The 17,946-nt window shown below is 57.7% G+C and carries 17 protein-coding genes and 1 pseudogene; 3 read left to right on the top strand and 15 right to left on the bottom strand.

All coding sequences use genetic code 11. The features are described 5' to 3' along the window. The 3 genes and pseudogenes from H7A76_RS18580 to H7A76_RS18570 form a co-directional block, all read right to left on the bottom strand. Positions 1–298 (bottom strand): annotated as a pseudogene (locus H7A76_RS18580) (potassium-transporting ATPase subunit B); the annotation flags it as partial. A 10-nt stretch (positions 299–308) separates the two neighbouring features. After that, positions 309–2,003, bottom strand: a complete 1,695-nt coding sequence (kdpA, locus tag H7A76_RS18575) for a potassium-transporting ATPase subunit KdpA (RefSeq protein ID WP_185699827.1) — start codon at positions 2,001–2,003, stop codon at positions 309–311. Positions 2,004–2,014: 11 nt separating this feature from the next. After that, positions 2,015–2,104: a potassium-transporting ATPase F gene (locus H7A76_RS18570; RefSeq protein ID WP_022640106.1), complete on the bottom strand. Its 90-nt coding sequence runs from the start codon at positions 2,102–2,104 to the stop codon at positions 2,015–2,017. 305 nt (positions 2,105–2,409) lie between these two features. On the opposite strand from H7A76_RS18570, the gene eat reads away from it, so the two are divergent. Both eat and H7A76_RS18560 read left to right on the top strand, forming a co-directional pair. Next, entirely contained in the window at positions 2,410–3,774 is a 1,365-nt protein-coding gene (gene eat, locus H7A76_RS18565) for an ethanolamine permease (protein ID WP_185699826.1), read from the top strand. A 125-nt stretch (positions 3,775–3,899) separates the two neighbouring features. Beyond that, positions 3,900–4,067, top strand: coding sequence for a DUF2897 family protein (locus H7A76_RS18560; protein ID WP_022640108.1), 168 nt, complete (start codon positions 3,900–3,902; stop codon positions 4,065–4,067). Between the two features lie 41 nt (positions 4,068–4,108). On the opposite strand, the gene H7A76_RS18555 is transcribed toward H7A76_RS18560, so the two are convergent. After that, positions 4,109–4,960 carry an urea carboxylase-associated family protein gene (locus tag H7A76_RS18555; RefSeq protein WP_185699825.1) on the bottom strand — a complete coding sequence of 284 codons (852 nt, stop codon included), beginning with the start codon at positions 4,958–4,960 and terminating at the stop codon, positions 4,109–4,111. Positions 4,961–4,975: 15 nt separating this feature from the next. Next, positions 4,976–5,629 carry a GntR family transcriptional regulator gene (locus H7A76_RS18550; protein ID WP_185699824.1) on the bottom strand — a complete coding sequence of 218 codons (654 nt, stop codon included), beginning with the start codon at positions 5,627–5,629 and terminating at the stop codon, positions 4,976–4,978. A gap of 188 nt (positions 5,630–5,817) precedes the next feature. On the opposite strand from H7A76_RS18550, the gene H7A76_RS18545 reads away from it, so the two are divergent. Next, positions 5,818–6,375 carry a TetR/AcrR family transcriptional regulator gene (locus H7A76_RS18545; RefSeq protein ID WP_185699823.1) on the top strand — a complete coding sequence of 186 codons (558 nt, stop codon included), beginning with the start codon at positions 5,818–5,820 and terminating at the stop codon, positions 6,373–6,375. Between the two features lie 22 nt (positions 6,376–6,397). Here H7A76_RS18545 and H7A76_RS18540 read toward each other — a convergent pair whose 3' ends face one another. From H7A76_RS18540 to H7A76_RS18500, 10 genes are all read right to left on the bottom strand, one after another. Then, the gene (locus tag H7A76_RS18540; RefSeq protein ID WP_185699834.1) at positions 6,398–7,192 is read right to left on the bottom strand and encodes an SDR family NAD(P)-dependent oxidoreductase; all 795 of its coding nucleotides are present in this window, start codon (positions 7,190–7,192) and stop codon (positions 6,398–6,400) included. A 163-nt stretch (positions 7,193–7,355) separates the two neighbouring features. Next, positions 7,356–7,685: a ComEA family DNA-binding protein gene (locus tag H7A76_RS18535; RefSeq protein WP_185699822.1), complete on the bottom strand. Its 330-nt coding sequence runs from the start codon at positions 7,683–7,685 to the stop codon at positions 7,356–7,358. Positions 7,686–7,795: 110 nt separating this feature from the next. Continuing rightward, the gene (locus H7A76_RS18530; protein ID WP_409519195.1) at positions 7,796–9,790 is read right to left on the bottom strand and encodes a polysaccharide biosynthesis protein; all 1,995 of its coding nucleotides are present in this window, start codon (positions 9,788–9,790) and stop codon (positions 7,796–7,798) included. Between the two features lie 89 nt (positions 9,791–9,879). Continuing rightward, positions 9,880–10,899, bottom strand: coding sequence for an MraY family glycosyltransferase (locus H7A76_RS18525; RefSeq protein ID WP_185699820.1), 1,020 nt, complete (start codon positions 10,897–10,899; stop codon positions 9,880–9,882). A gap of 95 nt (positions 10,900–10,994) precedes the next feature. Beyond that, the gene (locus H7A76_RS18520) at positions 10,995–11,954 is read right to left on the bottom strand and encodes a UDP-glucose 4-epimerase family protein (RefSeq protein ID WP_185699819.1); all 960 of its coding nucleotides are present in this window, start codon (positions 11,952–11,954) and stop codon (positions 10,995–10,997) included. A gap of 372 nt (positions 11,955–12,326) precedes the next feature. Continuing rightward, positions 12,327–12,623 (bottom strand): integration host factor subunit beta, encoded by a 297-nt coding sequence (ihfB, locus tag H7A76_RS18515; RefSeq protein WP_185699818.1) that lies wholly within the window; start codon positions 12,621–12,623, stop codon positions 12,327–12,329. Positions 12,624–12,748: 125 nt separating this feature from the next. Next, on the bottom strand, positions 12,749–13,030 hold the full coding sequence (locus tag H7A76_RS32385; RefSeq protein WP_260498005.1) for a hypothetical protein: 282 nt from the start codon (positions 13,028–13,030) through the stop codon (positions 12,749–12,751). Positions 13,031–13,214: 184 nt separating this feature from the next. Continuing rightward, positions 13,215–14,909 (bottom strand): 30S ribosomal protein S1, encoded by a 1,695-nt coding sequence (rpsA, locus tag H7A76_RS18510; protein ID WP_022640118.1) that lies wholly within the window; start codon positions 14,907–14,909, stop codon positions 13,215–13,217. 121 nt (positions 14,910–15,030) lie between these two features. Beyond that, the gene (cmk, locus tag H7A76_RS18505; protein WP_053133198.1) at positions 15,031–15,717 is read right to left on the bottom strand and encodes a (d)CMP kinase; all 687 of its coding nucleotides are present in this window, start codon (positions 15,715–15,717) and stop codon (positions 15,031–15,033) included. After that, positions 15,717–17,924: a bifunctional prephenate dehydrogenase/3-phosphoshikimate 1-carboxyvinyltransferase gene (locus H7A76_RS18500; RefSeq protein WP_185699833.1), complete on the bottom strand. Its 2,208-nt coding sequence runs from the start codon at positions 17,922–17,924 to the stop codon at positions 15,717–15,719. Before H7A76_RS18500 ends, cmk begins: the two co-directional genes overlap by 1 nt. Positions 17,925–17,946 lie beyond the last annotated feature (22 nt).

Below are 17,946 nucleotides of genomic sequence, written 5' to 3'. Positions count from 1 at the left end.
CGGCGAAGTTGGCGAACAACACGGTGAACCACAGCCACAGGGCAATCTGCGCGGCAACGAAAGTCGGCACCGCGGTGTTGGGCACCAAGCACAGCACAGTGGTGAGGATCGCCGTCAGCTCCACCACCAGCATCACCGGCGAGCGCTGCAGCTGCCGTGGGTCGAGCTTGGCGAAGGCCTGGACCAGCGCCGGGCGCCATAGGGCGGACAGGCTGGTGGCCGGCGATGGCGCAGCAGACTGCTTGGCCTTGGCCACCCCATCGGCAACCTTGTTCGAGGCGGGAACATGCATATTCATCATCGGATCCTCAGAAACCCATGCTCAGTTGTTCGGCGATCGGGCCCAGTGCCAGGGTCGGCAGGAACGTCAGGCCGCCTACCAGCAAGATGGTCATGGTCAGCAAGGCCACGAACAGTGGACCATGGGTGGGAAAACTGTTCTGGCCCACAGGCGCGGGTTTCTTCAGGGCCAGGCTGCCAGCCAGGGCCAGCACCGGCAGGATGTAGCCGAAGCGACCGATCAGCATGCCCAGGCCCAGCATCAGGTTATGAAACGAGGTGTTGGCGCTGAAACCACCGAATGCCGAGCCATTGTTGGCACTGGCCGAGGTATAGGCGTACAGCAGTTGGCTGAAGCCGTGGGGCCCAGGGTTGCTGATGGCGCCGGCCGGCCCTGGCAAGCTGGCGGCCAGGGCCCCCAGGACCAGCACGCCGATGGGCATGACCATCAGGGTCAGCACCAATAATTGCACCTCCCTGGCCTGGAGCTTCTTGCCCAGGTACTCAGGCGTGCGCCCGATCATCAGGCCGGCCAGGAATACCGCGATCAGCACATTGAGCAGCATGCCGTAGAGCCCGGCGCCGACGCCGCCGAAGATCACCTCGCCCACCATCATGTTGATCAGCGCCACCATGCCGCTCAGCGGGTTGAGGCTGTCGTGCATGCCGTTGACCGACCCGTTGGAGGCGGCGGTGGTGGTCACCGACCACAGCACCGTGGCCGTGGTGCCGAAGCGCGTCTCCTTGCCCTCCAGTGGCGCTGCCTGTTCCACCACCGGGTTGGCCAGTGCCGGGTTGGGTTGGTATTCCGCCCACAGCGAGGTGGCGCCGCCGATCAGGAACAGCGCCAGCATGCAGGCGATGATGGCCCGGCTCTGGCGCATGTCCTTGACGTAATGGCCAAAAGTGAAGACCAGCGCCACCGGGATCAGGATGATCGATACCAGTTCGAACAGGTTGCTCCAGGCCGTGGGGTTCTCGAACGGATGCGCCGAGTTGACCCCGAAGAAGCCACCGCCATTGGTGCCCAGTTGCTTGATGGCGATCTGGCTGGCCGCTGGTCCCAGGGGAATCACCTGATCGTTACCCTGCACGGTCAGGGCGTCCACATAGTGAGCGAACGTCTGCGGCACGCCCTGCCAGACCAGCAGCAAGGCCAACAGCAGGCACAGCGGCAGCAGGCCGTAGAGGGTGGCGCGGGTCATGTCGGCCCAGAAATTGCCCAGGGTGCGTACCGAGCGCCGGCCGATACCCCGGCACAGGGCCACCAGCACCGCCAGTCCGGTGGCCGCGCTGACGAAGTTCTGTACCGTCAGGCCGGCCATCTGGCTGAAGTAGCTCAGGGACGCCTCGCCGCTGTAGGCCTGCCAGTTGGTGTTGGTCATGAAGCTGACCGCGGTGTTGAAGGCCAGGGTCCACTCCTGCCCCGGCAGGTGTTGCGGGTTGAGTGGCAAGTGGTCCTGGAACAGCAGGATGAGGAACAACAGGGCGAACCCGGCGAGGTTGAAGGCCAGCAAGGCCAGGCTGTACTTCTGCCAGCTCTGCTCCAGTTGCGGATCGACCCCGGCGATGCGGTAGCACACACGTTCCACCGGCCCCAGGACCGGGGTCAGCCAGGTACGCTGGCCTTCCATCACGTTGTAGTAGAAGCGTCCCAGCCAAGGCGCAGGCACCAGCACCAGCGCGAAGAAAGCGAGGATCAGCCAATAGTCATAACTGTGCATCAGCGTCGCTCCTAGTTCCGATTCGCGCACAACAGTGCAATCAGCAGGTAAACGAACAGGCCTACTGCCAGCAGCAACGACACCGCGTCCAGAATGTTCATGGAATGTCTCCGAGGTACGGCGATCGCCGCGAATGGCGACATTGTCCGCAGGCTGCCTGTAAAGGAACGAGAGCGACGGGGTGGGTGACCCATAAAGAAAGCGTAAAGACTCACGCCATGGACGCGCTGGCCCTCGCCCCAAAGCGAGGCGGCCAACCGCACCAGATTGAAACGCTGACCATCAGCCACGGTCGGGAATATCCTCGATACGACGGCTTTCCGAGCTTTGCGACGTCCCATGGCCGCCTGGCACGACCGCTGCAACGCCCTGCCCCGAACCTTTCCAATCGTTCAGGACGCTATCGATGAACACAGGACTCAAGCCCACCCTGGGCACGCTGCATCTATGGGGTATCGCGGTCGGCCTGGTGATTTCCGGGGAGTACTTCGGCTGGAGCTATGGCTGGGGCGTGGCCGGGACCCTGGGGTTCCTGGTGACCTCGCTGCTGGTCGCCTGCATGTATGCCTGCTTTATATTCAGCTTCACCGAACTGACCTCCGCGATTCCCCATGCCGGAGGCCCTTTTGCCTACAGCCGCCGGGCTTTCGGCGAAAAAGGCGGGATGATCGCCGGGCTGGCGACCCTGATCGAATTCGTCTTCGCCCCACCGGCCATCGCCCTGGCCATCGGTGCCTACTTGAACGTGCAGTTTCCGGCGCTGGACCCCAAGCACGCCGCAGTGGCGGCCTATGTCGTCTTCATGGGCCTGAACATTCTCGGGGTGAAGCTGGCGGCAACCTTCGAACTGGTGGTCTGCGTCCTGGCGGTCCTGGAATTGCTGGTATTCATGGGCGTGGTGGCCCCGGCGTTCAGCTTCAGCCACTTCGCCGCCAATGGCTGGGCCGGCACGGATCAGTTCGGTAGCGCAGCAGTTGCCGGCATGTTCGCGGCGATCCCCTTCGCCATCTGGTTCTTCCTGGCCATCGAGGGCGCGGCCATGGCTGCCGAAGAGGCCAAGGACCCCAGGCGCACCATCCCCCGGGCCTACATCAGCGGCATCCTGACCTTGGTGGTGCTGGCCCTGGGCGTGATGTTCTTCGCAGGTGGCGTGGGTGACTGGCGCAGTTTGGCGAACATCAACGACCCGCTGCCCCAGGCCATGAAGGCGGTGGTCGGCGATGACTCCGGCTGGCTGCACATGCTGGTGTGGATCGGCTTGTTCGGCCTGGTTGCCAGCTTCCACGGGATCATCCTCGGCTACTCGCGGCAATTCTTCGCCCTGGCCCGCGCTGGCTACCTGCCCGCCTCCCTGGCCAGGCTGTCGCGGTTCCAGACCCCACACCGGGCGATCATCGCCGGCGGGCTGGTGGGCATCGCCGCGATCTACAGCGATGGCCTGGTCAACCTCGGCGGGCTGAGCCTCACCGCCGCCATGATCACCATGGCCGTGTTCGGCGCCATCGTGATGTACATCATGAGCATGCTCAGCCTGTTCCGGCTGCGCCGGACCGAGCCCGGCCTGCCACGCAGCTTCCGCGCTCCCGGTTATCCGCTGGTCCCCACCCTGGCACTGCTGCTGGCCGTGGTGTGCCTGGTGGCCATGGCCTGGTTCAATACGCTGATCGGCCTGGTCTTCCTCGGCCTCATGGGGCTGGGCTTCATCTACTTCCAGTGCACCGGGCAGTCGCGGGCCAATGCGCCGGCGGATGCCATGCTCACCGGACTCTAGACACGCTGCCGGCCAGGCCGATCAGGCATACAATGGAACCCTGCAAAACGTTTTGACTCAAAGCGTTACAAGCCGCTGCGGAGCGAATCTCGCCTCCGGCAGGCGGCCTCATCAAGGAGAGCTCCATGCCCTGGTATGCCTGGTTGATTCTGGTGGTCGCTATCGGTTCGATCGTGGGTGGCCTGATGCTGCTACGCGATACCGCCAGCAAGGTGGAACTTACCGAAGAACAGCGCCGACGCGTGGCCGAACGCAATGCCGAAGCGGACGCCAAGGACGCCCGCGACCGGTGAATACATGGACCCCTGCGCCTGCGGTGCAAGGGTCCATGGACTCAACTTTCCCATTCGGGCTTGGCGAGTTGCAAACCATGCAGGCCCTGGTAGGCCGCTCGTTCAGGCGAGCTCCAGCCTTCGAGTAACGCTTGCTCCAGGCGATAGACCTCGACCCCCAACGGCCGACATACGCTGAGTGGATCCTGCGCCTGCGGTCCCCACATCGGCAGGGACAAGTCCCCGCCAGGGCAGGTCGACAAGGCGCAGAGCAGGTCGATTTCGGCAAAGAACTCCAGGTAATCGCCCTTGCCCGCCGGGCAGGCCTTCATGAAGTACAGGTCGTCGTGGTTCAACCCCGTGCACTGGAAGATGTTCAACACGTCATGCACGTCGAACTCAGTCAGGCCGTGGGGCAGCACCGCCCGCGTCAGGTTGGAATGGCAGTGGTGGTGAAAATCCTCGCCGGTGAGCATACGGTTCACATAAGGATCGCAGCGGGTTCCCAGCAAGTCATGCAGGCGGCCGCCATGCTCATCGATACCGTAATCGGCCAGGCTGTCATCGGTGATGGTCACCAGCGGCCGCAAGAACGGCAGGTTCGACCAGAGCCGATCGTGAGTACTGACATGTGCCCCCTGCAACTGCCGGGTTCGGGCCGCCCACAGGCGCTCGCGCGGGTCGTGGGCATTCCAGACGTTGAAATCGCCCACCTGCGGACCATGGGGCGTGGTGACCCGGAACACATGACCGGCCGGCACCTTCCAGGCACGTCCCGTGCGGATCGGCACCTCGAAACTCTCGATCAACGTACGCTGGCCAGGGTTGGCTCGAATACGCTCGTAGAAGGCCGTGTCCACTTGCAGCGCTGAGCCCTTGCTGACCTGGTAGGCCGCGGGATAGTCCTTGTACATCGCTATGCTCCTCGTTCAATGACGCAAGGATGGATCGAACATGTTCAGCAACAGGCACTCAGAATCATCCAGGTAACACTCCATGGCCGCTCCGGCCGACTCCTGGTCGCCGTCGGCCAGCCACCCATGGATCTGCCGGTCGCGCTCCAGCCAGGGAGCCTGGAACAGCGCCTCGTCTGGCGCAGCGCAAAACACCAGCCGTAGCTGCGCCACCACCTTGGTGAAAAACTCGTCCAGCAATGGTGAGTCCAGCAACGCCACCACATGCTGGTGAAACACCAGGCCATGGGTACCGACGGCGCGCCAGTCCTCTCGCTCCCTGGCCAATTCGGCCGCTTCGATAGCATCGAGCATAAGGTTCGACTGGTACTCGCGCAGCGGCTTGGCGTTGGCGATCGCTTGCAACTCCAGAGTCCGGCGTACCCTGAACAGATCACGCAGATCGTCACGTTCCAGGCGGCGGACCATCACCCCCTTGTGGCGCACATAACGCGTCAGTCCCTCCTGCCCAAGACAATGCAGGGCTTCGCGGATGGTATTGCGCGAGGCGTTGTAGGTAACGGCCAGTTCGTTCTCCACCAAGGGCATGCCGGGCACCAGACGACCGCCAATGATGTCCGCACGCAATTCCAGCCGAATCTGATCCGCCAGGGATAAACCAACGTTCATGAAAGGGCCTCAGGATTGTTCAACAATGGATGAATGATCAGTAATCACTTATCGTGCCAACTCACCTGGCTGTGCTCGGCATGGAAACCTGTCATCACGCTGTAGCAGCCAGCCAAAGCTGGTACGGAAGTGGATGTGATCTGCCGAACCCTGGTTAAAATAGTGGCCTTGTTGCGGAGGTTTCCCCGATGCGTTATTCAGCAGACCACAAAGCCCAGACCCATAAGCGCATCATCAAGGAAGCCTCGGAGCGGTTTCGTCGCGACGGGATAGGCGCAACAGGCTTGCAACCCCTGATGAAAGCCCTGGGCCTGACCCATGGCGGTTTCTATTCCCACTTCAGCTCCAAGGATGAACTGGTCGAGGAAGCGCTCTGCTCTGCCGCCCAGGACCTCGACGCTCATTGCGCCAAGCTGTTCGCCCAGGAACGTCCCCTGCAGGCCTTCATCGACAATTACCTCTCCGAATGGCACCAGGAGTCACCACACCAGGGCTGCCCGCTTCCGACCATGAGCTCGGAGCTCGGTCAACGTGGCCAGCCCAGCGCCACCACCGACGCGGTGCTCAAGGCCAGGCTCGCGCAAGTGGAAGCGACCCTGGAGGGCGAAGACAAGGCCAAGCGCAGCCTGATGATCATGTCGACTCTGGCGGGTGCGCTGATGCTGTCGCGTAGCGTGGAAAATCCACAACTGGCTGCGCAGATACTTGAAGTGGTACGCGAAGGCTTGAAGGAACAGGAGCGGTAACGGCAACCGCTCCGTTCCGGGCTTATTTGTAACGGGCAGCCGCACTGCTGCGTGAGAGGTTGGGGGCCAGGGCTAAACGCGCCGCCACCAAGGCCTGCCAATCCGCGGCATCAGGCAGCGACGGCAGGGTAATCAACTCCTGCTGGTCGAAGCCGCTCAAGGCCGCATCGACCATTTCCTGCGCATCCATCACCATTTCTGCCGGAATAGCGGATGCATCCAAGCCCGCCCGCTGCCAGATTTCGGTACGAGTGACTCCGGGCAGGACGGCCTGGACTTGGACCCCGGTGTCTTTCAGTTCCGCCTGCAGGGATTGGCTCAGGCTCAATACATAAGCCTTGGTGGCGCTGTAGGTCGCGTTGAAACGTTCCGGCAGCAGGGCCACCACGGAGGCGATATTGATGATCGCTCCTCGCCCCGCCGCAGAAAAGTTGGCGGCTGCGGCGCTCGCCAAACGGGTCAGGGCCACCACATTGAGCTGGATCATCTGCTCCATCTGATCCAGGTCCGCAGCAGCCAGGGGCCCATGGGCGGCAACGCCGGCATTGTTCAGCAACAGGCTGATGTCCCGGTCATTGCGCAGGCGACTCTCCACCTCGAGCAGATCGCTTCTGGATGTCAGGTCGGCCTTCAAGACCTCGACCTGTACCGAATGATCGGCTTGTAAAGTACTGGCTGCCGCCAGCAGACGCTCTTTGTCCCGGGCTACCAGCAACAAGTCAAAGCCACGCGCCGCCAAGCGCTCGGCGTAGACCGCGCCGATACCGGATGAAGCCCCCGTGATCAAGGCCTTGCCTTGGGAACGAACCGAACTCATAGCTGCACTCCTGACGATGAATGAACCTGATGGGTATTCGCGATTTCGCAAGATCGACGCAAAAATATTACACCCATAATATTCACATCGTTTCATGAAGAAAATCTACCTCGTCGACGAGGATTGACCGTAAGGCCAACCCTTTCGTCTTGAACGGGGCGCCTCAGTTGACCTGGAGCTTGTCTCGGTTGCGCTCGAGAATGGCCCTGCCGATTCCCTTGACCTCAAGCAGTTCGTCCACTGAAGCGAAGGGGCCGTTTGCCTCACGATAACTGACTATAGCCCTGGCCTTGGCTTCGCCTATGCCAAGCAGCTCCCGCTGCAAGAGGGCGGCATCGGCAGTGTTGAGATCAAGCCTGGTTGGATTGGAGATGGAATGCTCCACCACTTCGGTGGCGGCTTCCTGCACCTTGGCGACTGGTGCCGCCTGGGTGAGGAGAGAAAGACTGGCCAGGAATGCAAAGGCCAGGGAGGAGAAATAAGGGTTATGCATAATGACGCTCCATGACATCGATAAGGAAAGCAGCTTTTCCGAAGCTGCCTTCCAAACCTAGGAGATGCATGAGGCAAGTCAAAACCGAGAGAGTTACCGCTTGTGTAGATTCAGGGCTTGAGACGCTGCTGCTGATAAACCCAATCGACGATTTCTCCGTCAGGTGTGTAGCCGCTGACGGTCTCGCGCAAGAGCTGGCGAACCCGCGAATAATCATCGCCATCCAATGCCGCCAGGAGCTCATCAAGCTTGATCTTGAGCGCATCCCAAGACAAATGATCCTCGTTGGCACTCATGATCATCGGATGCTGGGTGGCCACCACGTTATCGCCAATCAGCAATTCTTCGTAAAGCTTTTCACCAGGGCGCAACCCGGTGAACTCAATAGCAATATCTCCATGGGGGTTCTTTTCCGAGCGAACGCTCAACCCGGAAAGATGAATCATCTTCTCCGCCAACTCGACTATTCTCACCGGCTCGCCCATATCCAACACGAAAACATCACCACCCTGCCCCATCGAACCGGCCTGGATGACCAGTTGGGCGGCCTCCGGGATGGTCATGAAATAGCGGGTGATTTTCGGGTGGGTAACCGTGAGCGGCCCTCCGGATTTGATCTGCTTGTGGAACAGCGGGATGACCGAACCTGACGAACCCAGCACATTGCCGAAGCGAACCATGGTGAATCGGGTTTTATTGACCCGTGAAATCTTCGATGGGTCGTTGAACAGTACGGGGGCCAGTTCCTTGCTCAGCGCTTGCAAGGTGAGTTCCGCCAGGCGCTTGGTACTACCCATCACATTGGTTGGCCGGACGGCTTTGTCGGTGGAGATCAACACAAAATTGGCGACCCCCGATTGCAATGCGGCCTGGGCGGTATTGAGGGTGCCCATGACATTGTTGAGCACGCCTTCGGCGATGTTGTGCTCGACCATGGGAACATGCTTGTAGGCCGCAGCGTGATAGACCGTATCGACACTCCAGGTGCCCATGACGCTCAAAAGCTTTTCATAGTTGCGCACCGACCCGAGGATCGGCAGCAATTTCACTGGCAGGGATTCCCGGGAGAGGCGTTGCTCCAACTCTGCCAGGATGCTGTAGAGGTTGAACTCACTGTGATCGAGCAATATCAGGGTGGTCGGACGCAAGCTCAAGATCTGCCGGCACAGCTCGGAGCCAATGGAACCACCTGCCCCCGTCACCAGAACCGTCTGCCCCTGGATGCAATGAGCCAGCAGATCACCCTGGGCAGGAACGGCGTCTCGGCCGAGCAGATCGGCAATATCCACCTCCTGGATATCGTCGACCTTTACCCGACCGCTAGCCAAGTCCATGAAACCCGGCACGCTCCTGACATGGAGGGGGAAACCTTCCAGGAATCCCAATATCTCCCGACGTCGGCTACGGCTGGACGAAGGAATAGCCAGGAGAATTTCTTCTGCTCCGGTTTCATCGATCATTTGTTGCAGGTGCTTGGGCTTGTATACCTGAAGCCCGGCGATCATCCGATCCGCAATACTACTGTCATCATCGATAAAGGCTACAGGTCGCATCATGCGCCCCAAACGCAATGCTGCAATCAGTTGGTTACCAGCAGCCCCCGCCCCATAAATGGCTACCTTTGGTAAACCATCATCCCGATTGGCAAATGGCACATGCTGGGCAGTGGTAAACCAATCGCCCAGAAAATACTGACGCATGATCAGCCTGAGTCCTCCGATCATCACCATGCTCAACCACCAATAGTTGAACACGATGGAACGAGGCACCACGGTTTGATGATTGCTATAGATATAAACGACTAGCGCCAGAACCAAAGCTGCCAGCGTCACCGCTTTTACAATGGCGATGAGTGCATCATTACCAAAATAGCGCATGACGGCACGGTACATGCCAAAGCGGATGAACAGCGGAATGGCGATGATCGGAGCACTGAGAAATAGCCAGAAATGCACTACAAAAGGATTGTTCAGCTCATCAAAACCCAGCCTGACAACGAACGACATCCACAATGCAACCCACACCAGCAAAACGTCGGCGATGACCTGCAGGATTCTTTTCTGTCTGCGTGGAAGTCTTAGCAGACGCGTTCTTATTTTATCCATCATCCTTTTTTAGAACCTCGAACCCTAGTCACAACCTACATTGCCCGTTGATAGGCAGCACTCACTTGATGTTGCGGAGCTGGCCTAGCTCAACTGGCCTTTTCTAACTCACCTGCATGGAATTTGACGGCAAGAACAAGCAACGGCACATAGGCCAGTACTGCGCCAATCATACCATCCAGCTCCAATAGACCTACGCATACGGATATAGGTAGCAACCACAATACATTGATCGCCAGCACCGCAAGGGTCACCGGTAGATGCCGACCATATTTGCGCGAAGCGAACTGATAGGCATGGCTACGATGTGCCTCGTAAATCTTGTCTCCTCTCAGCAATCTGCGCATCAAGGTAAAGGTTGCATCCATGATGAACACCCCCAACAGAATCAACCACACCCAGAAATACTTTGGAGAGACCCAAGCTGCTTGGAGAGAAAATATCCCAAGAACTAATCCAAGGAATCCACTACCCGCATCTCCCATGAAGATACGCGCCGGAGGGAAGTTCCAATAAAGGAAGCCCAATACCGCCATGGCCAGGAGCAGAGGCCCCCAGATCAAGGATGCATCACCAGCCGCCCAATAAATAACGCATGCGCCAAGACAAACAGTAACGGCTTGGATGCTGGCAATACCGTCAATACCATCCATGAAGTTGTATAAATTGAGCACCCATACCAGATAGAGCACGGCAAAGGCATGGCCTACCCAAGAAAGATCGAAGGTTCCGCCCACCAATTGGATCGGAGGGAAGCCGCCCAACCAGGCCAGACACCAAACAGCAGAGGAAAAATGAGCTAATAGCCGCCAACGCGCAGCGATATGACCATGATCATCTAGAAACCCAACTACAGCTATAAGCGCTCCCCCCCCCCATAACGCCCATATGTAAGGCCAGGGCATCTCAACAACCCCGCCTAAAAAGGGAATAGCGGAGAGAAAACTCAGAACAATCGCTACACCTCCTCCCCTCGGAGTCGGAACTGAATGGGAACTACGATCATTGGGAATATCCATGAGGCTGCGCGTCAGCGCATAACGTCGCAGCACCCACGTTAGTAAAAGCGAAGCACCGAGCACCACCAACATCAACCAGCTAATTGCCATCTAGACTTCTAATCCTTAAAAACAAAAGAGGGTATTAATTGAATATCCACTCTTAACCAATAATAAAAACGCACAAAACTACTAAAAAATAGAAATCAGGTATTTTTTGCAAGAAAATCCCTGGCTGTAGCACCCAGTGCAGAATCTACGCTTAACGGTGGCTTCCATCCCAGCAACTCTCGGTTTTTGTCGATATCGACCTGAAGCGAGCCACAGAGGCGCTGCGAAAGAGACTGCTTGCCCAACAAGAATGCTGCAAGCTTCAAAAAAAAACTCGGGATAGGTAAAAGTCGAGCAGGCTTATTCAATGCTTGCGCCATTTTATTCAGCAACATAGTCGTTGAAAGATCATCACCATCACTGACGAGGAACTTCTGATTGGCAGCCTTGGGATGATCGATACATGTGACAACAAGATCCACCAAGTTACCCAAAGCCACTAGACTACGCCTGTTGTTGATCGCACCAAAAGGCAACGGAATGCCTTGGCTCAACCATTTCATCATGCTCAAGAAATTCGCCTTGACCCCAGGGCCGTAAACTAGAACTGGGCGAATGATCACCACCTCCATCCCGGTCTGGGAGGCAATGCTCATGAGCCCCTGTTCCGCCTCCAGCTTGGAAATACCATAAGGATCCACCGGAGCTGGTTCAGAATCTGCGGTATAGGGGACCCCGAAGGTTTCCTCACCATTGACCTTGATGGAGCTAATGAATATGAAACGGCGAACGCCCTTAGCCGCAGCTTGGCGCGCCAAATTCAGCGTTCCCTCTACATTCACTTTTCGAAACGATGCGAGAGGATCTTTGGAAGACTCACGCATTACATGGACACGAGCAGCAGCATGTATAACCACTTCGCAATCCAACAGTGATTGAGTCCAGTCCGTAACACCGTCGATTTGCTCGATCAGAGCACTGGTGACAGCAGCCCCAAGTGTTTGCATGGGCCTACGTAGTGCGAGGGTCAAATCATAAGTCGGGAATTTGGCTAAACGCTCATGAAGAGCGCCTCCCACAAAACCGGATGCTCCTGTCAAAAGAATCCTGGTCATTTTTTAGCGTACCCTCTCAAACTCGCGCTACAGACTATGCCTGAAACACTCAAAAGCTGGCATTATGCGCCTACAATGCACCGAGGAGCTACATTTCCTCTCAAAAATCGCTCACCATTGATCCTTATACCGCAAGCCAGCCAGCACAGGTTGAACTCCCAATAACCTACAATAGGTGTGACCTGCAAAATCCACAGCGAAAGTTCAAATTGCAAATACAAAAAAACCACACCCGTCTATAGGCATGGCATGACCAGAAAGAACATCTAAATTTTCCGGAACAGAAAGAAGCCCTGCTCTAGCAACATTGCAAGGGTAATTTGGAGAATAACTTCTTCCTTATGGAAGCTTGAAGTCTCTCAGAGTCAAAACTTAAAAAGAATTATCCTCTTCTTCATTAACCCTATCCCTAAGCTCCTTGCCTGGCTTGAAATGCGGAACAAACTTCCCATCCAAGCTGACCGACTGACCTGTCTTCGGATTTCGGCCGACCCTCGGAGCACGATAGTGGAGTGAGAAACTACCAAACCCCCTGATCTCGATCCGATCACCAGTAGCCAAACACTGAGACATTTGCTCAAGCATCGTCTTGATGGCCAACTCGACATCCTTGGATGACAGCAGCCCTTGATGGGTGACAATTCGTTCGATCAACTCCGACTTCGTCATATTTTTCCCTTCTTTTTCAAGCAGCTAGATCAGTGCTTAGAAGGTTGTAGCATGCCCAGAAGGTTTTGAACAGCCCACCCACATCGAGCAATATAAACAAGACGCATCTGTAACAACCGAAAACCTTAACGACACATAACCAGCATTGTCCTCGTCATATACCCCGCCGGATTCCAGCCAAAGGGATAATCGCCCTCCTCATCCTTCGCATCGCTAGATTTAGTGATGACCCGATAACCACTGGAGCCGCACTCACGTGCAGCCCGTTCGTAGCATCTATCCCAATCCGCGCCCAATCCAGAACAGTCAATTTCGATACCAGTGCCCCCTCGAATTGCATGGGTTCTCACATTGGCTTCACAACCCACCAAAAGCAAAATCAAACTCACGACCATAAACCTGCTCATACTCCTCCCTAGGTCAAGCTTCTAGATACCTGACTCGTCCAGCGAAAGCCAAGACCCTTAAATACAATCTACCCACCTAGAGAGACCCATGATTGCATGCCTTGGTTTCACTCCAAGATATCATTGCTGATCTCCAGGCATAAAAAAGGGCGACCGAAGTCGCCCTTTTTTGGTGAACCAGAACTTAGTTCTGCTTCTCCATCTGTGCACGCAGCAGGTCACCCAGAGTGGTAGGACCAGCAGCGATATCCGAGGTAGCCGGCTTGTCGCGCAGGCTCTGGATAGCTTCTTTCTCGTCCTCAACGTCTTTCGACTTGATGGAGAGCTGGATTACACGGCTCTTACGGTCAACGCTGATGATCTTAGCTTCAACTTCTTCGCCTTCTTTCAGGACGTTGCGCGCATCTTCGATGCGGTCACGGCTGATCTCAGAGGCTTTCAGAGTAGCTTCGATATCGTTAGCCAGGGTGACGATGGCGCCTTTGGCGTCAACTTCTTTTACAACACCCTTAACGATTGCGCCTTTGTCGTTCTCTTGTACGTACTCGGAGAACGGATCGCTTTCCAGTTGCTTGATACCCAGGGAGATACGCTCACGCTCTGGGTCAACCGACAGGATAACGGTGTCCAACTCGTCGCCCTTCTTGAAGCGACGTACAGCTTCTTCGCCCACTTCGTTCCAGGAGATGTCGGACAGGTGAACCAGGCCGTCGATGCCGCCGTCCAGACCAATGAAGATACCGAAATCGGTGATCGACTTGATGGTGCCGGAGATCTTGTCGCCCTTGTTGAACTGGCCAGAGAAGTCTTCCCATGGGTTGGACTTGCACTGCTTGATGCCAAGGGAAATACGACGACGCTCTTCGTCGATGTCCAGAACCATAACTTCCACTTCGTCGCCAACTTGTACGACTTTCGAAGGATGGATGTTCTTGTTGGTCCAGTCCATTTCCGAAACGTGTACCAGACCTTCAACGCCTTCTTCCAGCTCAGCGAAGCAGCCGTAGTCAGTCAGGTTGGTTACACGAGCGGTAACGCGGGTGCTTTCTGGGTAACGAGCTTTGATGGCAACCCATGGGTCTTCACCCAGTTGCTTCAGGCCCAAGGAAACACGATTGCGCTCGCGATCGTACTTCAGAACCTTGACATCGATCTCGTCACCAACATTGACGATTTCGGAAGGATGCTTGATACGTTTCCAAGCCATGTCGGTAATGTGCAGCAGGCCGTCGACGCCACCCAGATCGACGAATGCGCCGTAATCGGTGAGGTTCTTGACGATACCCTTGACTTGCTGACCTTCCTGCAGGGATTCCAGCAGAGCTTCACGCTCGGCGGAGTTCTCGGCTTCAAGGACGCTACGGCGGGAAACGACAACGTTGTTGCGCTTCTGGTCGAGTTTGATGACCTTAAACTCGAGCTCTTTGCCTTCCAGGTGCGTGGTGTCGCGCACTGGACGGACGTCAACCAGAGAACCTGGCAGGAACGCACGGATGCCGTTAACGTCGACAGTGAAGCCGCCTTTAACCTTACCGTTGATAACGCCCTTGACCACTTCTTCGGCTGCGAAGGCTGCTTCCAGAACGATCCAGCATTCAGCGCGCTTGGCTTTTTCACGGGAGAGCTTGGTTTCACCGAAGCCGTCTTCAACCGAGTCCAGAGCAACGTGAACTTCATCACCAACATTGATGGACAGTTCGCCGGCATCGTTGTAGAACTGCTCAAGCGGGATCAGCGCTTCAGACTTCAGACCAGCGTGAACGGTTACCCAACGCGCTTGGTAGTCGATGTCGACGATAACACCGGTGATGATGGAGCCTGCCTGAAGGTTCAGGGTTTTCAGGCTTTCTTCAAAGAGTTCCGCAAAGCTTTCGCTCATTTTAATTCCTGTTGATAAGGGCGAAGATTCCGCCCATCTGCCACATTCCAGACAATGTGGGTTACGTTCATATAAAAGAAAGATCGCAGGACTATGACTGGTCCCCTACGATCTTCCTTGTTCACCCGGCGATATCGCGAAGGGCGATTTCGCTCAAGATGCGTTGCAACACCTGATCGATGGACAACTCCGTTGAATCCAGCTGTATGGCGTCAGCCGCCGGCTTGAGCGGGGCGACCGCTCGCTGGGTATCGCGCTCATCACGCGCACGAATCTCATCTAGCAGACTCGACAGACTAACACCATCGACCTTTCCCTTCAACTGCAAGTAGCGGCGGCGCGCACGCTCCTCGGCACTAGCGGTCAGGAAAATCTTCAATGGCGCATCGGGAAAGACTACCGTGCCCATGTCACGACCATCGGCGACCAGCCCCGGCAATTCACGAAAGGCCCGTTGACGCTGCAACAACGCATCCCGTACGGCCGGCAATGCAGCGACCTGGGAAGCCCAGGCACCGACCTGCTCATTACGCAAGTCGTCGGTCACATCGTCGCCTTCGAGGATGATCCGTTGCGGATGGCTTTCGGTAGCACCCAGGAACTGTACATCCAGATGAGCCGCCAGAAGCTTGAGCGACTCCTCGTTGGTCAAATCGACCCCATGATTGCGGGCAGCGAACGCCAGCAACCGATACAAGGCCCCGGAGTCCAGCAGACACCAGCCCAGATGCTCGGCCAGCTTGCCAGCGATGGTGCCCTTGCCCGAACCGCTTGGCCCATCGATGGTGATTACAGGCGCCTTGCTCATCACGACTGAGCCTCTTGGGCAACACGGATGCCGACCTGGGCGCACAACGCAAGGAAGTTCGGGAAGGAGGTGGCGACGTTGGCGCAGTCATGGATGCGAATCGGCGCATTGGCGCGCAACGAGGCCACACTGAAGGCCATGGCAATCCGGTGGTCGCCATGACCATGGACCTCGCCACCACCAATCTGGCCACCATCGATGATGATGCCATCCGGGGTCGGTTCGCATTTCACACCCAGGGTCAGCAGGCCGTCGGCCATCACCTGGATGCGGTCGGACTCCTTGACCCTCAGCTCTTCCGCACCACGCAGCACAGTACGCCCTTCGGCACAAGCAGCAGCGACGAACAGTACCGGGAACTCGTCGATCGCCAGCGGCACCAGTTCCTCCGGGATCTCGATTCCCTTGAGTTTGGCTGCGCGCACATGCAAGTCTGCAACCGGTTCGCCACCCACTTCACGCTGGTTTTCCAGGCGAATGTCGGCTCCCATCAGGCGCAGGATATCGATGACCCCGGTACGAGTCGGGTTGATCCCCACATGCTCCAGCACCAGCTCGGAGCCTTCGGCGATCGAAGCGGCCACCAGGAAGAAGGCCGCGGAGGAGATGTCCGCCGGCACCTCGATATGACTAGCCTTGAGCTTGCCACCGGAAACCACCGAGGCGGTCGCTCCCTCGACATCCACTGAATAACCGAAGCCGCGCAGCATGCGCTCGGTATGGTCGCGAGTCGGCGCCGGCTCGGTCACCGTGGTCTTGCCTTCGGCGTACAGCCCCGCCAATAGCAGGCAGGACTTCACCTGGGCGCTGGCCATCGGCAAGGTGTAGGTCAAGCCCTTGAGCTTATGACCGCCACGGATCACCATCGGCGGGCGACCTTCGGCCGCGGTCTCGATCACCGCGCCCATCTCCCGCAACGGATTGGCCACACGATTCATTGGACGCTTGGACAGTGAAGGGTCGCCCGTCAGGGTGCTATCAAAATCCTGCGCAGCCAGCAGGCCGGAGAGCAGGCGCATGGACGTACCGGAGTTGCCCAGGTAGATCGGGCCAGGTGCCGGCTTCAAACCATGCAGCCCGACTCCATGAATGGTCACCCGGCCGTGATGCGGCCCCTCGATGACCACCCCCATGTCGCGGAAAGCCTGCAAGGTAGCCAGCGCATCTTCCCCCTCGAGGAAGCCTTCCACTTCAGTGGTGCCTTCGGCCAGGGAGCCGAGCATGATCGAGCGGTGGGAAATCGATTTGTCACCTGGAACACGAATCCGCCCACTCAGGCGGCCACCAGGATTTGCCAGGAAAATCAGATCGTTGGAGTTCATAGCGTCCACATAGGCCCGGCGGGCCAGGATTTTACCGAAATGCTCGCGGGCTACCCGGGCGCGAGTGAATACGCCCAACAACTGATGCCCGTCCCCTGCATCGACCGCGTCGCGCAAGGCGTCGAGGTCATTGCGAAATGTATCGAGTGTGCGCAGGACCGCTTCGCGATTGGCGAGGAAGATGTCATGCCACATGACCGGGTCACTGCCAGCGATTCTCGTGAAATCGCGGAACCCGCCCGCAGCGTAACGGAAGATATCCAGATTTTCACTGCGCTTGGCCAACGAGTCGACCAGGCCGAATGCCAACAAATGCGGTAGATGGCTGGTTGCAGCCAGGACCTCATCATGCCGCTGGACCTGCATATGTTCGACATCTGCCCCCAATTCGCGCCACAAGCTGTCGACCAGCGCCAGCGCCAGCGCATCGGTCTGCGCCAACGGCGTCAAGATCACCTTGTGCCGGCGAAACAACTGGGCATTGGAGGCCTCGACGCCGCTTTGCTCGGAACCGGCGATCGGATGCCCAGGCACGAAGCGCGCCGGCATGCCAGCAAAAGCCTCGGTCGCCGCCCGCACCACATTGCCTTTGGCGCTGCCGACATCGGTCAACACCGCCCGCCCCAGATCCATGCCCGCCAATTTGGCCAGCAATTTCTCCATGGCCAGGATCGGCACCGCCAGCTGGATCACATCGGCCCCCTGGCAAGCCAGGGCCAAGTCCTCTTCGCAGCGATCCACCACCCCCAGTTCCACGGCCAATCGACGGGACTGCGGATCCAGGTCAACGCCAACCACTTCACGACAGATACCACTTTCACGCAACCCCTTGGCAAAGGAGCCGCCAATCAATCCCAAGCCGATCACCACCAGGCGACCGATCATAGGCACAGCAGATTGCACTGGA

The organism is Pseudomonas sp. MSSRFD41 (assembly GCF_014230245.1).
GTDB classification, from domain to species: Bacteria; Pseudomonadota; Gammaproteobacteria; order Pseudomonadales; family Pseudomonadaceae; genus Aquipseudomonas; species Aquipseudomonas piscis.
This window is presented reverse-complemented; position numbering and strand designations above follow the sequence as displayed.